At 44.4% G+C, this 19,302-nt stretch carries 23 protein-coding genes and 4 tRNA genes; 8 read left to right on the forward strand and 19 right to left on the reverse strand.

Translation table 11 applies throughout. From position 1 onward, the window contains the following. Positions 1 to 20: 20 nt before the first annotated feature. Both EKN16_RS12240 and EKN16_RS12245 read right to left on the reverse strand, forming a co-directional pair. On the reverse strand, positions 21 to 1,205 hold the full coding sequence (locus tag EKN16_RS12240) for an MFS transporter (RefSeq protein WP_125657201.1): 1,185 nt from the start codon (positions 1,203 to 1,205) through the stop codon (positions 21 to 23). 21 nt (positions 1,206 to 1,226) lie between these two features. After that, positions 1,227 to 2,489 carry an MFS transporter gene (locus EKN16_RS12245; protein WP_125657204.1) on the reverse strand — a complete coding sequence of 421 codons (1,263 nt, stop codon included), beginning with the start codon at positions 2,487 to 2,489 and terminating at the stop codon, positions 1,227 to 1,229. A 190-nt stretch (positions 2,490 to 2,679) separates the two neighbouring features. Here EKN16_RS12245 and EKN16_RS12250 point away from each other — a divergent pair, with 190 nt between their 5' ends. Further along, positions 2,680 to 4,149 carry an aminotransferase class I/II-fold pyridoxal phosphate-dependent enzyme gene (locus EKN16_RS12250; protein WP_125657207.1) on the forward strand — a complete coding sequence of 490 codons (1,470 nt, stop codon included), beginning with the start codon at positions 2,680 to 2,682 and terminating at the stop codon, positions 4,147 to 4,149. A gap of 194 nt (positions 4,150 to 4,343) precedes the next feature. On the opposite strand, the gene EKN16_RS12255 is transcribed toward EKN16_RS12250, so the two are convergent. Beyond that, positions 4,344 to 5,174 (reverse strand): dienelactone hydrolase family protein, encoded by an 831-nt coding sequence (locus tag EKN16_RS12255; RefSeq protein WP_125657210.1) that lies wholly within the window; start codon positions 5,172 to 5,174, stop codon positions 4,344 to 4,346. 198 nt (positions 5,175 to 5,372) lie between these two features. On the opposite strand from EKN16_RS12255, the gene EKN16_RS12260 reads away from it, so the two are divergent. Continuing rightward, positions 5,373 to 5,792 carry a DUF1885 family protein gene (locus tag EKN16_RS12260; protein ID WP_125657213.1) on the forward strand — a complete coding sequence of 140 codons (420 nt, stop codon included), beginning with the start codon at positions 5,373 to 5,375 and terminating at the stop codon, positions 5,790 to 5,792. Between the two features lie 57 nt (positions 5,793 to 5,849). On the opposite strand, the gene EKN16_RS12265 is transcribed toward EKN16_RS12260, so the two are convergent. The 3 genes from EKN16_RS12265 to EKN16_RS12275 all read right to left on the reverse strand — a co-directional run bounded on the left by EKN16_RS12265 (position 5,850) and on the right by EKN16_RS12275 (position 7,229). Then, entirely contained in the window at positions 5,850 to 6,179 is a 330-nt protein-coding gene (locus tag EKN16_RS12265; protein ID WP_125657217.1) for a DUF1292 domain-containing protein, read from the reverse strand. A gap of 113 nt (positions 6,180 to 6,292) precedes the next feature. After that, a complete protein-coding gene (locus EKN16_RS12270) occupies positions 6,293 to 6,862 on the reverse strand; it encodes a stalk domain-containing protein (RefSeq protein WP_125657220.1) in 570 nt (189 codons plus the stop codon). 166 nt (positions 6,863 to 7,028) lie between these two features. Continuing rightward, positions 7,029 to 7,229, reverse strand: coding sequence for a hypothetical protein (locus EKN16_RS12275; RefSeq protein WP_125657223.1), 201 nt, complete (start codon positions 7,227 to 7,229; stop codon positions 7,029 to 7,031). 172 nt (positions 7,230 to 7,401) lie between these two features. On the opposite strand from EKN16_RS12275, the gene EKN16_RS12280 reads away from it, so the two are divergent. Next, complete coding sequence (locus EKN16_RS12280) at positions 7,402 to 8,130, forward strand: MBL fold metallo-hydrolase (RefSeq protein ID WP_232016376.1); 729 nt, start codon at positions 7,402 to 7,404, stop codon at positions 8,128 to 8,130. Between the two features lie 98 nt (positions 8,131 to 8,228). On the opposite strand, the gene EKN16_RS12285 is transcribed toward EKN16_RS12280, so the two are convergent. The 3 genes from EKN16_RS12285 to EKN16_RS12295 form a co-directional block, all read right to left on the reverse strand. Continuing rightward, on the reverse strand, positions 8,229 to 8,486 hold the full coding sequence (locus EKN16_RS12285; protein ID WP_125657226.1) for a DUF3892 domain-containing protein: 258 nt from the start codon (positions 8,484 to 8,486) through the stop codon (positions 8,229 to 8,231). Positions 8,487 to 8,593: 107 nt separating this feature from the next. Beyond that, on the reverse strand, positions 8,594 to 8,845 hold the full coding sequence (locus EKN16_RS12290) for a hypothetical protein (RefSeq protein ID WP_125657229.1): 252 nt from the start codon (positions 8,843 to 8,845) through the stop codon (positions 8,594 to 8,596). A gap of 86 nt (positions 8,846 to 8,931) precedes the next feature. After that, positions 8,932 to 9,126, reverse strand: coding sequence for a hypothetical protein (locus EKN16_RS12295; RefSeq protein ID WP_125657232.1), 195 nt, complete (start codon positions 9,124 to 9,126; stop codon positions 8,932 to 8,934). A gap of 154 nt (positions 9,127 to 9,280) precedes the next feature. Between EKN16_RS12295 and EKN16_RS12300 the strand changes: the two genes are divergently transcribed. Next, positions 9,281 to 9,356, forward strand: a tRNA-Val gene (locus EKN16_RS12300). Between the two features lie 239 nt (positions 9,357 to 9,595). Here the strand turns inward: EKN16_RS12300 and EKN16_RS12305 are convergent. The 3 genes from EKN16_RS12305 to EKN16_RS32980 all read right to left on the reverse strand — a co-directional run bounded on the left by EKN16_RS12305 (position 9,596) and on the right by EKN16_RS32980 (position 12,311). Further along, positions 9,596 to 9,967: a hypothetical protein gene (locus EKN16_RS12305; RefSeq protein ID WP_232016378.1), complete on the reverse strand. Its 372-nt coding sequence runs from the start codon at positions 9,965 to 9,967 to the stop codon at positions 9,596 to 9,598. 1,556 nt (positions 9,968 to 11,523) lie between these two features. Next, entirely contained in the window at positions 11,524 to 11,796 is a 273-nt protein-coding gene (locus EKN16_RS32975) for a DNA adenine methylase (protein ID WP_232016380.1), read from the reverse strand. An 11-nt stretch (positions 11,797 to 11,807) separates the two neighbouring features. Next, complete coding sequence (locus EKN16_RS32980) at positions 11,808 to 12,311, reverse strand: DNA adenine methylase (protein WP_232016525.1); 504 nt, start codon at positions 12,309 to 12,311, stop codon at positions 11,808 to 11,810. Positions 12,312 to 12,435: 124 nt separating this feature from the next. Between EKN16_RS32980 and EKN16_RS32220 the strand changes: the two genes are divergently transcribed. Next, the gene (locus tag EKN16_RS32220) at positions 12,436 to 12,600 is read left to right on the forward strand and encodes a hypothetical protein (protein ID WP_164522771.1); all 165 of its coding nucleotides are present in this window, start codon (positions 12,436 to 12,438) and stop codon (positions 12,598 to 12,600) included. 89 nt (positions 12,601 to 12,689) lie between these two features. Here the strand turns inward: EKN16_RS32220 and EKN16_RS12320 are convergent, their stop codons facing one another. After that, positions 12,690 to 13,661, reverse strand: coding sequence for an aldo/keto reductase (locus EKN16_RS12320; RefSeq protein WP_125657239.1), 972 nt, complete (start codon positions 13,659 to 13,661; stop codon positions 12,690 to 12,692). 209 nt (positions 13,662 to 13,870) lie between these two features. Between EKN16_RS12320 and EKN16_RS12325 the strand changes: the two genes are divergently transcribed. The 3 genes from EKN16_RS12325 (at position 13,871) to EKN16_RS12335 (ending at position 15,942) form a co-directional block, all read left to right on the forward strand. Continuing rightward, positions 13,871 to 14,209 (forward strand): L,D-transpeptidase, encoded by a 339-nt coding sequence (locus tag EKN16_RS12325; protein WP_125657242.1) that lies wholly within the window; start codon positions 13,871 to 13,873, stop codon positions 14,207 to 14,209. Positions 14,210 to 14,488: 279 nt separating this feature from the next. After that, positions 14,489 to 14,743: a hypothetical protein gene (locus tag EKN16_RS12330; protein WP_164522772.1), complete on the forward strand. Its 255-nt coding sequence runs from the start codon at positions 14,489 to 14,491 to the stop codon at positions 14,741 to 14,743. A gap of 194 nt (positions 14,744 to 14,937) precedes the next feature. Next, positions 14,938 to 15,942, forward strand: a complete 1,005-nt coding sequence (locus tag EKN16_RS12335) for an S-layer homology domain-containing protein (protein WP_164522773.1) — start codon at positions 14,938 to 14,940, stop codon at positions 15,940 to 15,942. Positions 15,943 to 16,233: 291 nt separating this feature from the next. On the opposite strand, the gene EKN16_RS12340 is transcribed toward EKN16_RS12335, so the two are convergent. The 6 genes from EKN16_RS12340 to EKN16_RS12360 all read right to left on the reverse strand — a co-directional run bounded on the left by EKN16_RS12340 (position 16,234) and on the right by EKN16_RS12360 (position 19,299). Beyond that, positions 16,234 to 16,947 (reverse strand): uracil-DNA glycosylase, encoded by a 714-nt coding sequence (locus tag EKN16_RS12340; protein WP_125657248.1) that lies wholly within the window; start codon positions 16,945 to 16,947, stop codon positions 16,234 to 16,236. Between the two features lie 141 nt (positions 16,948 to 17,088). After that, positions 17,089 to 17,174, reverse strand: a tRNA-Leu gene (locus tag EKN16_RS12345). A 19-nt stretch (positions 17,175 to 17,193) separates the two neighbouring features. After that, positions 17,194 to 17,270 (reverse strand) — tRNA-Ile (locus tag EKN16_RS12350). 27 nt (positions 17,271 to 17,297) lie between these two features. Next, positions 17,298 to 17,374 (reverse strand) — tRNA-Met (locus EKN16_RS12355). Between the two features lie 83 nt (positions 17,375 to 17,457). Further along, on the reverse strand, positions 17,458 to 17,622 hold the full coding sequence (locus EKN16_RS32225) for a hypothetical protein (RefSeq protein WP_164522774.1): 165 nt from the start codon (positions 17,620 to 17,622) through the stop codon (positions 17,458 to 17,460). A gap of 138 nt (positions 17,623 to 17,760) precedes the next feature. After that, positions 17,761 to 19,299 carry an ABC transporter substrate-binding protein gene (locus EKN16_RS12360; protein ID WP_232016382.1) on the reverse strand — a complete coding sequence of 513 codons (1,539 nt, stop codon included), beginning with the start codon at positions 19,297 to 19,299 and terminating at the stop codon, positions 17,761 to 17,763. Between the last annotated feature and the right edge of the window lie 3 nt (positions 19,300 to 19,302).

Consider the following 19,302-nt stretch of genomic DNA (forward strand, 5'->3'; position numbering starts at 1 on the left):
TGGTCCATTCTAGTTGTATGTTATGCCGAGGTCGTTTGTTTCCCCATCTTCTTGTCCGCAGAACGGAATCGGAAGAGCAGCAATAGTGCTGCGAGCGAGAGTACGCCGCCTGCCACATAAGGCAGCTGCAAATTAATGCTGAATAGCAATGCTCCAGTAAGTGGTCCGATAATACGACCTAAGCTGTCCATTGATGAACTTAATCCCGAAGCTACACCTTGTCTAACTGTAGTCTTCTGGGTGATCAGCGAGGTTACGCAAGGACGAATAAGCGCGTTGCCGATACCGAATATCGCTAAGTAAATGGTAGCTGTCAACAAAGAATGCGCAGTAACGATCAGTAAGAAACCAATTGCTGAGATAACAAGTCCAATGGCGATAAACTTGGGTTCTTCGCCTTTTCGAATAAGACGACGAACGACACCGCCTTGAATCAGTGCTCCTACAAGTCCACACACCAAGAACATGATACCTACTTGAAGCGGGGTGACATCGAATCTCTTCATTCCGAAGAGCTGAAGTGTCGCCTCCAAGCCTGATAACGACAAAGAAACAAACAAAGCCAAAACGTACAAATATTTGACCGATCCCGTAAAAGCACTAAAGCGTGATGGCTGTTTCTCATTCGAAGCACGACGCTGCTCCGGTGGGAGCGATTCCGTCAACTTCGTAACGGCAAGCAAAAATGTAATTAAAGCAAGTGCTGCAGCTGCAAAGAACGGTGTATTTTGCGATACTAAGCTGAGCAGTCCTCCGACACCCGGACCAATGGTGAAACCAAGACCAATCGACATGCCTACCAGACCCATACCACGTGTCCGCTGTTCAGGCGGAGTAATATCTGCAACATAGGCCACGATGACCGAGGTCACGGCACCAGAGAACAAACCGCCTAATACACGTGAAGCATACATAATCGACAAGCTTCCATCTGCAATGCCGAAGAGAAGAAAACTAGCGGCAAAGCCTAATACCCCGATGAGTATAACGGGACGTCTTCCGACTTTATCGGACAGACCACCCCAGAAGGGCGATAATAAAAAGGAAACCGCTGAATAAATTGAAAGCATCATACCCGTATGAAACTCTACGGAACCTGGGCTGGCTTCTTTAATAAGCTCCGGTAAAACCGGAATAATAATGCCAAACCCAATAAATGTTGTCATAAGCATAACCATGACAATTAAAAGCCGCTTGTCCTTCATCTGTTTATTCCCTCCACCCCTTCATCGTACCACAACTTTTGGATGTCTTGTTATGAACAAATGAAGAACAAACAAGATCAATAACACAGCTCCACTTACGAAGAAAGGTGCATGTGGTCCCATACTATCCCAGAGCTTGCCAGACATTATGCTTCCAAATACCATACCTAACCCTTCTATCGTAAGGAAAAACCCCCATACCGCGCCGCGTTCTGATTTTGGGATGGCCTTTGCAATGAGCGCATTCCAGGCTGGAATAATACAGGCATATCCGATGCCAACAAACATGACGACTACGAGAACGTAGGGCAAATAACGACTATAACCCAATATAGGAAGGGCAATCGCCGCCGTGAGGAATCCAACATGCAGAAACCATCTGGTACCGAAACGATCTACCCATTTCCCAACTGGAATAAGGAAGAGTACGGTTACCGCCCCACCTGCAATTAAGTAAAGACTATACTGCTGTGGTGTTAAATGAAGCACTGTTCTTGCATAAAGCGTAAGTACTGGCGTCAATAATCCCAGAGCGAAATTCTGCAAAAACATCGCGGGGTACAGCAGCCGACTAGCATGTAGGGAGCTGCGGACTTTGGCAAAATACCGACGAGCCTTTTCACCAAGCGTCATCCCCTCCAAATGCTCAGCTTCAGCATCTACAGTTGGTAGGTCTCTTCCTTCAATCTCAAGCGACTTGCGTTTGCCTGGAAGGAACAAAGCTACGATTACGACGACAATCATCATCCCTATCAGCAATCGGAAAGCTGGTGCATAGGTATTCACAATAAAAAAATTAATAACGATGGGTCCGCAGCCTACGCCAAGCAGCCATGACATATAGACCACACTCATAATCGTCCCGCTCGCTGCACTGCCAGCAACCGCTGTTGCGCCTGTAATTACGCATGGCCATAATGGTGACGTACCAATGCCCAGAAGCAAGCAAGCGAGTATGATCCATCCGAGACTATTGGTTAACGCAACAATAGAAACAGCCGCGAACGTGAGGATAACGCCAAACAGCATGACATAGCGATATCCGAACCGATCTATGATCCAGCCTAGCGGACTGCGAAAGGCATTATCGCCAATATATTGTAGAGCCAGTGCCCAACCAATTGCATAGACGGACAAACCAAGCATTTGACCCATATAGACAGGCAGAATCGATACGAGCAAAGCTCCCTTCACAAACTCAACAAGGTACATAATAATGAGCAGTTGGATGACAAAAGGCGATGTAAGCACCTTTTTCCCAGCCCAGCCTTTAGCAATCTTCATAGTCGCTCTCCTCTCACAGCTATTATCATGTCATTATTCTTCCTATAATTAAGATGAAATAGTAGGCCTTCACCCGCTACGATCTGTTATTCACTTATTGTCAACAAAAATGTCACTTGCAATCCCCCCTAATTTTGCTATACTCAACCTTGTTTGTACGAACTTTAACATGAGAGGCTGGGATAAAGACATGGATCATACCCGGACCCCGCTGTTTAGCGCATTGCGCAATCATGCGGCTAATAACCCCGTTCAATTTCATATTCCTGGACATAAAAAAGGACTGGGCAGCGACCCTGAATTCCGAGCGTTCATCGGCGATAACACATTTTCAATCGATCTTATTAATATCGCACCGCTTGATGATTTGCATCAGCCCACTGGAGTCATAGAAGAAGCTCAGCAGCTCGCAGCGGATGCATACGGTGCCGACTATACCTTTTTCTCCGTTCAAGGGACAAGCGGTGCCATTATGACAATGATTCTTAGCGTATGTTCTCCTGGTGACAAAATCATCGTTCCGCGTAATGTGCATAAATCGATTATGTCAGCCATTATCTTTGCCGGTGCCCGGCCTGTATTTATCTCGCCAGCACGTGACGCTAACCTTGGGATCGATCATGGGATTACGCTAAGCTCGGTGAAGCGTGCCCTTGATCGCCATCATGATGCGAAGGCAGTCTTAGTCATAAATCCGACCTACTACGGCATTTGTGCCGATTTGAAGGAGATCGTAGATTTGGTTCACAGCTACGATGTACCTGTACTCGTCGATGAGGCGCATGGCGTTCTTATTCATTTTCACGAGAAGCTGCCTGTGTCTGCGATGCAAGCAGGTGCTGATATGGCGGCAACCAGCGTACACAAGCTTGGAGGCTCCATGACACAAAGCTCCGTGTTGAATGTCCGTGAGGGTCGCATTAATCCTCAGCGCGTTAAGACGATTCTTAGTATGCTGACCACCACATCGACTTCTTATATTTTGCTAGCTTCACTGGATACATCTCGTCGTAATTTGGCTTTGAATGGTCATGCTATCGCTGAGAAAGCGATTGAGCTTGCCCAATATGCGCGGGATGAGATTAACAAAATGCCGGGCCTATATTGCTTTGGCGAAGAAATTCTAGGTGGCGAAGCGACCTACGATTACGATCCGACTAAGCTAAGCGTTCATGTTCGTCATCTCGGGCTAACGGGATACGAGACAGAAAACTGGCTGCGAGATCATGGCAATATCGAAATCGAAATGAGCGATATGTATAACATTCTCGCCCTTGTAACACCAGGTGATACCCTTGATAATATTGAAGCTTTACTTAGCGGACTTCGCCATCTTGTCGAAACGCATCATGAAGTGAATGAAGCCAATGAGCTTGTCGTCAAAATCCCAGAAATCCCGCAGCTTTCACTCACACCGCGTGATGCTTTTTATGCAGAAACTGAAGTTGTACCTTTCAAAGAATCGGCAGGACGAATTATTGCCGAATTTATTTATGTATATCCGCCGGGTATTCCTATTTTATTGCCAGGAGAAGTCATTTCCCAGACGAATATCGACTATATCATCGATCATGTCGAGGTAGGCCTGCCTGTTAAAGGGCCTGAAGATCGCAGCATTGAATTCGTTAAAGTTATCGTAGAGGAAACAGCAATTTCCTAAGCAGCAACCCCTATACCTATAGCAAGAAGAAACGGCTAACGCCGTCCTTGGCGGCGAAGCAAGTTTCTTCCCTTTGAAAAATAAGCAAAGTATGGAAAAAACTTATACTTTCTTATTTTTTAAGAAAAGAAGATCGTTGCCCGCCTGCAAATAGGCTCGCAACGGTCTTTTTCCTTCTTAGAGCCGACTTTAAACTAACTTGCATCCTTGGTAAGTACATGCTGCAGAAACGTCAACATTCTCGCAAACGCATCCCGTGCTGCATCAATATGAAAAGACGGACGCGTATCATTAAAGAATGCATGAGGCGCATCGGCATAAATGTGATAATCGAATGGTTTGCCCGCAAGGAAGAGTGCCTCCCCAAAGGCGGGTACTTCATCTGTAATTCGTTTATCATGCTCTCCATAGAAACCAAGGATTGGACACTGAATCTCAGGAATAAGCTCAGCAGAGGGCGCACTTCCATAAAAGATGACAGCCCCCTTCAAAGAAGCGTCATTGGCAGCTAATAACCCGGATAAGCTGCCTCCTAGGCAAAATCCAACTGAAGCAACCGATTGACCAAGCGAATACTCATAGGTTTCTCTCAGCCAGCCCGATGTCATAACAACTTGTTTCACAAAGTCCTGCATCATTCCATTAAGGTTAAACAAGTAATCCAGTGAATCGGATACAAGCTTCTGCTTACTCTCGGGCAACTGAGATAAGGCAATCTGCCGCTGCTCCAGATCCCGCCAATGAGTCTGCGGAAGTGTATTAAGCACGCCTTGCGCCTCTTGAACACGCTCTGATCTAAGTGGCTCTGGCCTGACTCCATGCCTAGCAAACAAATCGGGTGCAAATGCTACATATCCTGCTTGTGCAAGCCTTCGAGTTACATCTTGTATATGTTCATCTACGCCCCATATTTCTTGCAAAACGATGATCGAGGGCATCGGCTCCTTCACACCGCCCCAACGGGCAACATAGCCGCTGTACTCACCATTATCTCCATAACGGATCCATTCCGTTTCTAACTTCATTTATATTTCCTCCCAATATCCTTCATTAACCATCGAACTTTATGGTTAACCACAATGATCTTATCTGCATGTGACGGCATGTCTATGAAAGACCCTTTACCATATTAACATATTTAGGATCGCGTTAAGAGAGGTGCTTTGGTGCTTATTGTCAATGCATAGCTTGCAATGCTATGATGTTAGAGGGGGTGGAAAGTAGTGGCTCAAAGCGCTTATATCAAATTCGTGCAAGGATCCGCAGTCGAACGTCTCAGCCTTAACGAGGTTAAAGATCGTCTGGAACGCTACTGTAAGCAAACGGCCAAAACAGGTGAACAGCTCAGCTGGGACTACACTGAGGCAGCCTTCCCTTACACCGTCGAAACAAAGCCCGGTGAAGAGAATCGGTGGTTTTATTTGAAAGGTACTGCCCCGCAGTACAGGTTCATCCTATTTGGAGTTGGTGAGCATACGGAGAGTGAAAGAACAGTACCTTACGTACAGGTCGTCCTCCCTGATGAATCTACTCATGGGGACAAATCCAAAGCAAATGAGCTCTGCAAATATTTTGCCAAGCATCTGCTAGCAGAACTAACGATGTTTAACGGAAGAACAATTTATTATAATCCGCGAAAATAAATAAAACTCCGACAGCCGTTATGGTTGCGGAGTTTTTTCATTTGACTCGAACAGCAATTAGTTGTCCTCTTCGTTCTCACGTTGAGCTACTTCTTCGTAAATACGCGTAACACGTTCCCACTCTGCATCATCTTCAATGCCGACTAAGAATGCTTCGCCGTCTTCTTCCTCAATTCGGAAAATAACACCGTCTGCCTCTGGGTCGTTACGGTCTAGCAATACCGCATATACTTGCTCTTCGGATTCGAATGTGTATACCATTACCATCTCACGTTCTACGCCTTCCTCGTCTGATACAAGGAATACGTGCTCTTCATGATCATGGTCGTGATTGCAATTCTCGTCATGCACATGCTCTTCGCCATTCTTATGCTCGTGATCGCTCATCAGATATACCTCATTTCCATTCTTGATACGTTTCCTCCGTATAGTAACATGGAACAAGTCTATGGTCAAACAAAAACACCCCTGCTCGAAGGGAGCAAAGGCGCTTAAAAGAATTACTGTGTTTTCGCTGAAATCGTCTTCTCTGATACCAATTTCCAATCGTCGCTAGCAGTCACTTTCATAAAGAAACGAATCGTGTATTTGCCTGCTGTATCAAAGGAATAGTTGATATCATCTGTCCGGTACCAGAAGTTATCCTTATCAATGGAAACATTCTTCGCTTGAATCAGCTTCTCTTCGCCATTGGGATCAAAAATCGATATTTTCACCGCAGCAATGTCAGTCATTAAATTATCGACCTGAGCGAATACTTTGAATGAGATTCGATTCCCCTTCACGACGTTACCGAAGATCGTCGTGTCTTGAAAAAGGAACATGTGAACATTAGGCTTGAAAACCGTTACCTTCTTAGCTGCTTCATCCCAAAAGACGAGTGCTTGTAGGGAGTTAGCTACTTGGCGTACCGACAAATAGGTCTTGCCGTCCGCAAATAGACCTGCATCATCTAATTCGGACCCATTGACGATAACTCGTACCTTCTGCGAAGCCGAATCGGCAAACATCATCGTTCCGCCCCACAGTGACATAACCAGTAGCAAGATGAGAAGCTTTCTGAATTTCATGGTCGTAATCCCTCCATCCGTTGTTGTCTGGATGAATGGTTATACTCACCAACTTGCCCAAAGTTGCGCCAATTCAAAATAATTTTTCCTTGTTTCATTTTGTCAATTCATGCTGAATTCTGCGCTTCCCCGGGAAATGATTGAGCGGGAAATTCAAGTTGCTAAATTAGCTAAACGTCCTTGTTAAGATACAGGGAACACCTTTACCGAGCGCTCCTGGCTCTTTCATCATCTCTCTGTATCGAATTCCACGGTTACAAGGCGTTTTACAAACATCGCATGTACCTGATAAGACAAGCTTCATATTTACTTGCTTGCGATCGGAAGCCGTATTTTTCTTCTTTTTTACTACTTTTCCTTTGGCCATAACTCCGCACCTGCCCATCTTCTAAGTCCATTCATAGATATCCTATGAATAAGCAGATCGGATGTGCATCGGATCCCTCTATTCTTATCGAAATTAAATGAAACATGCCCTTTCCATTTGAACAAGGAAATGATAAATTTGTTAATAATGGATTACATAGGAGGAAGCCCGATTGAACTTACAGATGCTCGGGACAGGAAGTGCATTTGCCAAGAAGTACTTCAACAATAATGCGTTGTTTTACGTGGGAGACCGAACCATTATGCTTGATTGCGGAATAACGGCTCCACTTTCTTTATATCAGCTCGGTAAAACCTTCAATGATATTGATGCCCTCCTAATTAGCCATATCCACGCTGATCATATTGGAGGAATGGAAGAGTTTGCTTTTCAAATGAAGTTCGTTTACAACCGTAAACCGCTGCTCTTTATATCCGAAGCTATTGTAGATTCACTTTGGGAGAATGCTCTTAAAGGCGGCCTGCTTCAAGAGGAATGCCACTCACTAGATCATTACTTCGACATCAAGCTGCTGAAGGAGGGTGTATCTACAGAAATCTATCCAGGTTTTTGTGTAGAACCGATTCTGACGAAGCATATTCCGAATAAGTCCAGCTTTTCGTTCCTTATCAATGGAAATTTCTTTTACTCGGCCGATATGAGGTTTGATCCAGACTTGCTTGAAGAGCTAGTTGCTCGTGGCTGCGAGACTATCTTTCATGATTGTCAGTTAACGCCACCAGGCGTTGTACATACCACACTGGAAGAGCTTTTGACTCTGCCTGAATCCATTCAAGAGCGGATTTGGCTTATGCATTATGACGATAGCAAAGAAAATTATGAACAAGAAATGCGTTCCATGCAGTTTGTAGAACAGCATAGAATTTATAGCTTCGAATAAATCCACATCAAAAAAGCCCGCTTAGAGGTCACATCCCAAACGTAAAGAGGATGTGACCACAATGCGGGCTTTTCTGTATCTATTAGGGTGTGCAAGGCTTAGAAGTTGGGAAGCTGATCCAAATTATTAGTAGGATCGCCATCAGCATCTCCACGAATATAAGTCTCTCCATCCCTACCTTTAAAGGCATTCACTCCAGCAATTAAGCCTCCTTGCACCTCTTCTAGAGCTTGCTCATAGTTAAGCACACGTCCTGAAGAAGTTTTGAAAGACGTAAGATCTCCATCACCGTTCTTCTGCGTCGCCACTATGGTTTCTCGGGCGGATGAGTCGAAAGCTTGTCCTGTCGTATCCATACGATGTCCTCCTTCTTAAACAGCTTGATCCTGCTAAATTAGGCTGTCCATGAATGAACTACTCTATGCTTACAATAAAAAATCGGTGCTAGCCGGTGTCGGTCTACTCATTCATCACTTTTGAGAGGTGCACGCTGTTCCTTCATTGCAGAATCATGTATTGGTGAAGGAGTAAGAACATGATTTATATTCGGTTCTCCATAGACCTCATCCCATACCGAGACGTCGCTCGGATAGACAACAGAGATCACGCTTGGAGGCCCTTCATCCCCCTCAGTTCCTGTGGGTTCCTGTCTTAGGCAGCCCGAACAAACAGATAAACATAGGAAGCCAACTAAAATAACGATACTCTTTCTCATGCATACCTCCCGTTATTGCACATTGATAAGGATTAGTATGCACCATCAGCTGGAAAGCCAAACCATAAACACTGTTTCCTCTCCACTCATTCGTCCTTACCTGATTCTTTGGGATGATCTTGCTTCCAAACGTATAGCTCATCGTATTTCGTTGAATCCTTAATAACCATACGCGCTACACAAACCAACACGGCACCAACAATGCCAAATAATCCAATCAGCCACACCGCCAAATAGGCAGCTTCCATATCGAAATAACCTGCCTCTCCTACCGCGATCACCTTTTGTGTAACGATATGCGTCAGAAGACAAATTTAGTCCAGCTCTATGTGATATTTTCTTGGAAATTTTCTTGGAAATTTTCTTGGAAAATGGGTTGACTTTATTTTTCTGGTTTGATATATTATTTCTTGTCACTAAACAAACATTTCATATGATCTGGTAGCTCAGCTGGGAGAGCACTATCTTGACAGGGTAGGGGTCACAGGTTCGAACCCTGTTCAGATCACCATAACTTAACTTCTGAAAGCCTTGGTAATCAAGGCTTTTTTTGTTTTTATGTGGTTAATCAATATTTGAAAAAGTGTAGATTTAAGCTCGTGATACGAATTTGATACGATTACCTCCTGATACGAAAAAAATGGTAAGAGCTATGCGCCCTTACCACCCTCGTTAAGAAAAATATTAAAGTTTGTTCCTTCGAGCCAATTCCTGAAAACAAGCTTGCTAATATATTTTTCCCTGCCTGCCTTAGTTACTCCCTGCGTCTGTCGCTTCTCCAGGGTTCTCGTCATCTTCCTGTTGGTCGCCCATAACAAGATCAGTATCTTCGCCTTCGCTTTCGTTGGTCTCTTCGGTATCCTCAGTATCCAGCTCCTCCTGCCCATCATCCTGATCTTCGTCATAGTCCCCAGCAACTTCTTCGTCCTCACCTTCTAAGCCCGGAAGCTCGCTTTCCTCATCGCTCCCACCGTCTGAACTTTCATCTAAATGTTCTTCAGTTTGCTTAGCAGCTTCATCGATCGTGAGCTGACAACCTTCTACGTTAACCGATCCATCGGGATCAATAGTTCCCCGAACACCTTGATGCTGCTGATGGCTATAATAGTCATCCATATCCATCTGTGAACTGGAGAATGTCAATGGTAAGAGTGATTTGCTCCTCTTATGCTAAATTGATACCTTTGATTTTCGCGTTAAGCATAGTTTTCATTTATAATTGCTCCTCTCAATTTAAGAACTGATGTTCTATTCATGGGTATGCGTTCACCCCAGATCACCAGAAACGTCTGTTTTGTAAGATTTTGATTCTTGAAGTGGTTCTTAAAATTAAGCTATTCTATTTGTAAGAGCCTCACTTACCTACAAACTGTAGTCCGATTAGGATACTCTATGACGTATTCGAAAGGCGTAAAAAGTTGAAGATAGGATTAATGTGAAGGTTCTTTGCTATGTCCACCCCTCCCATGATCCTCGATATTCAAATCTAGTTAATCATCATTACATAGCAAACATCCAATCACTAAGCTCTATCAACACATAATCTACATGGTATTAAAGACGATGGAGGTGAATTGAATAATGCACACTAGCTCTGGTACGATTCTGGTGCTTTTCATTTTATTAGTAATTATCGCTTGTAGCTGCGGAGTCTTCCCACGCGCAGAGATACGGGAAGAGAGACGAGAAGAAAGACGAGAAGAAAGACGAGAAGAAAGACGCTTCGGTTGTTGCTAATTGCGTAACCTCAGTTCGTTAATTCTTAAAATAGCACTAATGAGAAGGCTCATTCTATGGGCTTTCTTTTTCCAAATGAAACTTAATATTCAGCCCTGATCGTTGTCGTTTCCTGTACTTTCAATATCCGTCTCGTTATCTATCATTGTCCTCAATAGCGTAAGGTTGTTGACCCGGAATAAATATCTCTGCAACAAACACACAGTCACACATCAACATTAGCGCATAACTTATCATGTACCAAAACAAAGGAGGCGTATTTAGAAAATGTCTGAATTCCGTGAAGAGTTTCGTCACCGTCACAACCCCGCTCAAACCCTGGTGCTTTTCATTTTGTTGGCAATTATCCTTAGTACCTGCTTCGGCGGTTTCTTCTAAGTTCCTTAAAGGCCCGCTTGGTCAGCGGGTCTTTTGCTTTCCTTCCCCTTCCCATGATCCTCAATATTCATAGAGATACTTTCGAAATCGCTTCTCGAGCGAGCACAATCTATCATCGTCATGCGTCATCACACTACTCATCACTACTCTCACTGTTCTCAATAATAGAATTGAGTCCCTCGAGGAGAATCGCTCGCTCTCCGACCATATGCTTTAGCCACTCTTTCGATCGTGAGATTCCGATCGGCTAGTCATTGAGCACATGGTCAAGCAGCTGCTCCATATCAATCTTTGGCGGTTCCATCGGTAGCCTCCTAATCCATTTGATAATATACAGCAACGTCCCATCCCATAGTACGAAGTTCTTTCGCCATTATCTCTACAGCTTTTGAACGCTTATTCGCTTGACCGTCTACGTTAGGCTTAATCATGTAACCTTGAACAATCCAATGAGTTCTAGCACGACAATAGAGGCCAGCAGGTAACCTTTGGGCTTGGTCATTTCAATACCGCACCAGCAGCGACAGGGTTAATCCATAGGACCTCTGTCCGAGCGATGCCGTTTACTGGTTTACCCGATGTCGTCCTCCCTGCCAATGTTTCAGCCGCTCATTGTAAAATGGATGTTCATATCCTGTGAGCAGCACTGGCCCTGGATGATCATCAAGTAAATCCAATAAAGACGCATGCTGCTCGTCGCTCATCTCATTTTCATAAATAGCCCCGTTCCGAGTGTCCAGCAGATAAGACGGATCCGCAAAAATCAATACGTCAGAAGCTCGGTACCGCGATATTAATAATTCAGCCTGTACATTTTCAATTTGGACATTCCGCAAGCGATCAGCGACTATCTCCAAGCGTTCGGGCAGGACATTCCATTGCTTGATGTGGAAGGCGTCGCGCTCCGTAAATCGGCATCGCCAACCAGAGATGGAGTTTGTCTTAGGCCGAATAGCTTGCCAGCAGCGAACCATAAAGCGCCTCGCTCTCTCAAGATCAGTATCAGACGGCTCATGTGAAAGTCGATATTCATCTCTCGCATATGGCGTCCATCGGATTTGATAAGAGAGTTCGTCTGTTCCCGAACTATGCGGAATAAATTTATTACCTCTTCATTTAAGTCGTTTATGGTTTCTACTCCAGAGGGCTTCTTGTTAAATAGGATAGCGCCGGATCCGAAGAAAGGTTCAAGGTATACTCTGTGCTGCGGCATGTGACTGATGATCCATTTGGCGATTGCCCACTTACCGCCAGGGTAGGGGTCACAGGTACGAACCCTGTTCAGATCACCATAACTTAAACTTCGGAAGCCTTGGGAATCAAGGCTTTTTTTGTTTTCACCTGGAGACATACCTACCAAATACTAAGTTATTTCACATCCTTAATTATTATTCTCCTACAATAAAAAACAAAAGCTGTCGAACAAGCTGGATTAGGCTATACTTAATTACAGGCTTAATAAAGTGAGGTGCATCATGAAAGTTAATCCGCTGTTGTTGCAAGTGGTTAGTGCCTTTTTTCTCATTTATGGTATTGTCGATATCATCTTTGTTAATGTGTTACTCGGTATCATACTATTAATTATTGGGGTTGCTATGAATGTAGTTGCCTTGAATATTCGAATGAAAATGAAAAAATAGCAAGCATAATAAAAAAGACACCGCGCCTCCGACGATTAATTCGGACAAGCCAAGGTGTCTTCTTTTATATCCAACAGGATGATTACCGATTAAGCACCATAAAAGCTGCGAATCCAACGATGCTTCGCTAGCTTCTCGAGCTGATCCGCAGGCAATCCCTTACCATCGCCTACGCTCATGTTGCGCTCAACATTACGCACAGAACGCATGCCGGGTATAACGCTTGATACTGCGGATTGGCTTAGAACAAATCGAAGTGCTGTCTCCGCGAAATGATCCGCCTCCACACCAAGCTCTCCAGCCATCTGCTGTACTCGGTCGTAAACTTGCTGTTTACGATCTCCGCTAAAATAATTATTACGGAAGTCTCCTTCGTCAAATGTGGACTCCGGAGTGATGCGCCCTGTCAGCCCACCTTCATCAAGAGCCACACGAACAATTACACCCACATTATGCTTCTCGCATGCTGGGAACAATTGATCCTGAGGACTTTGATCGAAGATATTATAGATAACTTGAACGGTATCCACTAAACCAGACTCTACGAGCTGGATAGCACTCTCCGGTTGATGATCGTTAATGGATACACCGAAGTAACGAATTTTTCCTTGCTCCTTCAATTTACGTACACCTTCGAGCCAATCCCCTTGATGCAGCCACTCATCCGACCAAACATGGAATTGTTGGACATCGATCGTATCCAGCCCAAGATTTTTCAAGCTTTGCTCCGTTGATGCAATAATATGCTCAGACGTGAAAGTTTCATTGGCAGGAACACCAGCACGTGCAGGCCACTGATAGTTCTTAGGAGGAATTTTGGTTGCTACATAGATCGGCTCACTGTGCTCTCTTACAACTTGTCCAACCAGTCTCTCACTATGTCCATCCCCGTAACCAATCGCAGTATCGATGAAATTCAATCCCAATTCAATGGAACGATTTAACGCCTTTAAAGACTCATCGTCAGATGCACCAAGCCACATGGATTTGCCTATACCCCATGCACCATAGCCAATTTCGGATACCTGAAGTCCTGTTTTACCTAAAGTTCTATAATTCATTGTCTTCCTCCATTCTATTTTCTTACATCTTTATTAAGAGTCCAAATGACTGCCTCTCTAATAGTATATGGAATAACGATCAAAATTTTAAGCACTGAAATATTATTCAGTAACTTCCCTTTACCTGATTATTTATTTGATCATCTTTGTGTGCAGCCCTAAGCATTCACCTAGTATGCTTCATAGCATGGTACAAAGGAGTGAATAACATGCCTAACTACCGAATAATCATCGATTTATCCGACCGCACCTTATATCTCTTAGATGATAATATCGTGACCAATTCCTATCCCGTTGGAATCGGAAAAATGGTGACAAGAACACCTTTCGGTGAATTCACCATAGTTAACAAGCAACCGAATCCCGGTGGCCCATTTGGGGTTCTCTGGATGGGACTATCCAAGCCGCATTACGGCATTCACGGTACGAATGACCCATCCTCTATTGGCAAGCAGGTATCTCATGGTTGCATTCGCATGCATAATGAGGATGTTCTTGCATTATCACGACTGGTTCCTATTGGAACACGTGTATCGATTCGCCCATGAGTGCATTCATTTGCTGATGAGCCAATTTTAAGTAGGCAAGTATCCTTACCTGTCAGGCACGCATACGATACTAGCAGCAAATTATTTATTTGGAGGCCATTATACTTATGAGCTTTATTCCGAACGCATTTAATCAACCGCCTTATCCATATCCCCCATACCCTCCTTATCCTCCTAACTCGCTGTACCCTTATCCTTACCCCTATCCATACCCATACCCTTATCCAGATGTAGTCCCGCTGCCTGTTCCTATTCCCATTGGGGTAGGGGGAGCTCCCTTTGGCTTCCATGGCGGATTTCACGGTGGGCATGAATTTCATGGTGGGAATGGCGGATTTCATGGCGGTGGCGGAAGTTTCCACGGTGGAGATGGCGGATCTCACGGTGGTGGCGGAGGTTTCCACGGTGGGCATGGCGGATTTCATGGTGGTGGCGGACATTTCCACGGTGGAGGTGGCGGACTTCATGGCGGTGGGCATCGACCCTTCCCGCCCAATGCCCCTCAGAATCAGTTTGAACGCAGCTTCTAATTGACTTCAACATAACCATATTAAGGGTGAATCAGTTCTCTGAAGCACCCTTTTTTTCCTGTCTATATCGAGATATCGAGAATCCCTGCTTTCTTACTATTCAAATGCAACAATGTTATATTTAATGGCATGCAACTTTCCTCACGAGGAGGCCGTCTAAATATTACCAACCAAATAAATAACAGAGGTGACTTCACAATGAAAAAAACACTTTTTCTTTTTTCAGTTGTTGTGCTTGTTTTCGCAGCGATATCGCAGTCCGTTTGGGCATTCTCAGACACGAAGAATGATACCAACGAAACTAAAATATCCGCGCTGCAGGAACTAGGTATTCTTTCAGGAAGCAAAGACGGTTCATTTAAGCCCAAGGACAAGCTAACCTATGCGTCGGGTATCTCGATCGTTGTTAAGGGACTGGGCCTCAACATCGACAACCTGCGCTTCGTTAAACAACCACTAGCAAGCGACTCTTTCCCGAAAGCAAAAAATGATGCATGGTATTCCGATTCCCTCGTCATCGCTGCTTATAATGGTCTTGATTTACCCAAAGATCTTGATCCCTCAGCAGTGATGACACGAGAGCAGTTCGCTCATCTGCTATTCCGAGGAATCGAAAAGACTGGAGATTATGCGTTTCCCGAAATCTATGCACTATTAAATGACGAGGCTGCTGTTTCCACTACCTACATGGACAGCATTCAGAAGCTTTTAACAATAAGTGTTATAAAGCTCGATGCCAAAAATAACTTCAATCCTAAACTAGCTATAACACGCGGAGAAGCTGCTGGATGGTTATATGATGCCGCTCAATTCGTCAAAAAGAATGCGTCAAACCAACCAGCACCCGGAACGAAACACTCGTTTCCATTAAGCGATCTGACTCTCTCCATCAAAGCAATCACGCCAGAGGTCAATGAAGTAACAATAACCGCTCAAGCGCCAAACTCTGGGTATGGAATGCATATTACCTCTCTCACCTTTGATGGCGATCAAGCAGTAATCGATCTTGAACCTACCTTTCCAAAGCCCGGCATGATGTACCTGCAGGTTATTACAAAAGTAAAAGTAGTAACCTATGTTGCCTCCAACTACAAGCCTGTATTTAACAGCAGCCTCAGCTCTGTAGAGAGTTCAATGGCTGGCAGTGAAATATCCATTCTCCCTGCGTTGAACGCCTCGACAGCAGAAGCCACTATTCATTAATTAATCATTCACATTGAATATCGCTCTAAAACATAGAAACCCCCAAAGACGTGGAATATTGATCACCACTGTCTTTTGGGGTTTTTGGTTTTTGTAACCTTACAACTCTATAAATCCCACTTGGCCTAGCTCCCCTTATCACGCTTCAATTTAGACTCAGAGGGACGCTAATACATACCCGCTACACTTATGAAGAAATCATCGAAACAGCCTTTCTACACCTGTTAGAAAGGCGGACGACGGACAGCAATAATCGACTTGATCATATTCATGACCATGGATCATAAGCTGTCATAGAATCTCGTGTTCGACTGTTGTTTCAAGCTCGGCCAATGTTGGGATACGCCAGTCTATTTCTTTGGCCCCAAACTGCCGAAGATATGCATTTGTACGTGAGAATGGATGACTGCCAAAGAAACCACGACGCGCAGCAAATGGACTCGGATGTGCGGACGTAACAATACAGTGGCGGTTCCCGTCGATCGACGATGCTTTCTCCTGCGCATGCTTACCCCACAAAATAACTACCATCGGCTGCTCACGTCTATTCAGAGCGGCAATGACTGCATCGGTGAACCGTTCCCAGCCCAGCGCTTTATGTGACGCCGGAACTCCAGCCTGAACAGTCAGCACATTGTTCAGCAGTAGTACGCCTTGCTTCGCCCAATGGACCAAATTACCATGATCAGGAATTTCATAGCCCAGATCATCTCTTAGCTCTTTGAAAATATTTTGCAGCGAGGGCGGCGACTTCACTCCCGGCTGTACGGAAAAGCTTAAGCCATGTGCTTGACCTGAGCCATGATAAGGATCTTGCCCTATTATAACAACCCGTGTCTCAGCGAAAGCGGTATAATGAAGGGCATTAAATATATCTTCTGCTTGCGGATATATCGTCGTAGACTTATATTGATCCGACAGATAACTATATAATTGTTGAAAGTAAGGCTGTCCGATCTCATCGTGTAAAATATCAGCCCAATCGTTACTAAAGGAAACAGTCATAAGTACCTCCACATCAATATAATAGAAAACCTCCTTCGCCAGGATCTAAATGACTCAGATCGTGAGGAAGGAGGTTTCTTGTTTGTTGCTGATCGAACATTATGTACCAAACTATCGATCTTGCTTCGTTGTAAAGAAGGATGCCGAGGACGGGAATCGAACCCGTACGGTGGTCACCCACCGCAGGATTTTAAGTCCTGTGCGTCTGCCAGTTCCGCCACCCCGGCATGTGGTGAAGTGTTGAAATGGTGGGCCCTGAGGGACTCGAACCCCCGACCAATCGGTTATGAGCCGACCGCTCTAACCAACTGAGCTAAGGGCCCTTAAAAGAAAGACATTGGAAGGTTTGTTGGTTGCGGGGGCAGGATTTGAACCTGCGGCCTTCGGGTTATGAGCCCGACGAGCTACCGGGCTGCTCCACCCCGCGTCATTACCATTTCACCAGCATCAATCAATGGCGACAAGAATTAATATACAATAAGATAGCATGCTAAGTCAAGGAAAAATTTTTCATGGAAGAAATCGAACACCAAACCTCCCTTTACGGGACTTAAAAACCTCAACCTCCTGCGGACATTCATAGCCATATACCCACCAATCATTCTCCATTCGTTTAACAAGGCAGCCCGCTTGGAACTTCGTCTCATATAACCGAACCCAATATATCCAATTCATACCCATTTCCCTCCAATCTTTTTATTTAGATTACCCCAAATTTCGGATAATACATGCAAGAAGTCCGCGACTAAATAACAATCAAACAAAAAAAAAAAAGCAGACCCATTAATGGTCTGCTGTGAAATGAACTTACTTTTATCCTCCGAAACCCTGACTCGATATCCCTATGTTAGGATTATCCGTTGGATTCGGATTATCCTTTATTTTTTGCAGCGCGGCATCGCCTTGTGTTTGCCATTCCTTGAGGGCTTGCTCGACGGTTTTCTTGCCATCTAATACAGCTTGGAAAAGAGGTTGCCCAAGCTGTGTCACTTGGCCAATGCCCGGCTTATCTCTGTACAATTTATCCATATCAAGATCCTGCGGCGGTACTGGCTTAAGCGTGTAGAAAGCAGCAATATTATAGGTCATACCATCTTTTGGTTTCAAGAAGGATTTGCGAGCTACCATTTCATAAGTGCTGCGAGATTTGAGTTTTGCCCATTCCTTACTGTTATTGAATTGAATGAAATCCCAAGCATCTTTGGAATTTTGCGCTTTTGCATTGATAGCCATTAAGTTGCTCAAGTAAATATTACCACCAACATCTGGTACTTCTGTGAAAGTCGGAATGGTTACAACATCCCAATCGACACTCGGAATATTTTTATTTTTAGTCGAGTATTCTTTAGCTCTGGAAAGCTCATTGATATAGTCATAGCCACCGATCATCATGGCAACATGGCCACCTAGGAACATATCGCCTTGGAAAGGATTGTAAGACCGCTCCTTGCCATTTGCATTATCTCCTTCATTAATAGCATTCATATCAGTTTGTGTCGGAACGACTTTGTCTTTGTAAAGCCCCAAGACATCCTTCCAAACCTTAGCCCACTGCGGTGTATCAACCGTCATTTTCTCGCCTTTGTTGTCATAAATCTTGAGCTGCAGTGGTGCCGAATAATTCTGGGTGTCATAGAATGGATCTCCACTCCAGCGGTTAAATGAAAATCCAAATTTCCGATTTTTCCCCTCGCCTTTTGCTACCCGTTTGGCCAGGTCAAAGATCGCATTCCATTCCATTTTATCCGTAGGGACTGGAACACCTGCATCTGTAAACAACTTTTTGTTGTAGAAAAGTGCGGAAGCATTAAACGTAGGCGTAAGTGCGTATAAATTACCGTCGCCCGCATCTTTAATTCCATTAATAACAGTTGGAACAAAATCCTCAACATCAAATTTACTTTCTTGAATGAGCGGATCAAGCTGTTTCAATAGATTATCCTGTACAGCCCGCTTCAAATAGCTGGATTCGAGAACGATAACATCTACTGGATTTTTACCCACTAGCAATTCCTTCATCTTCTCATAAGGGTCTGGCTGCTTGGTTGGCTTCTTCGGGTCCTTACTAGGCTCTTCGAATCGTTGATCATCATAGTTAATCGCTGCAGCTATTTCAATATCGATATCCGGATGCATCAATTCATAGCCATCCGTGAACTGCTGCCGCTGATACTGCTCATTATCCGAGTTCGAATACAAGAAGCCCACTCGCAGCACTCGACGATCTGTACCGCTGTCCCCGCTTCCTTTACTACAAGCTGCCAGAACCGTTGTAAGAAGACCTACTGATAAAATAATAGCAGAAGCTTTGCGAATCGTTGTGCCAGCTTTCATACGCGGTGTTGTACCCATACT

It is taken from the genome of Paenibacillus baekrokdamisoli, assembly GCF_003945345.1.
GTDB classification, from domain to species: Bacteria; Bacillota; Bacilli; order Paenibacillales; family Paenibacillaceae; genus Paenibacillus_Z; species Paenibacillus_Z baekrokdamisoli.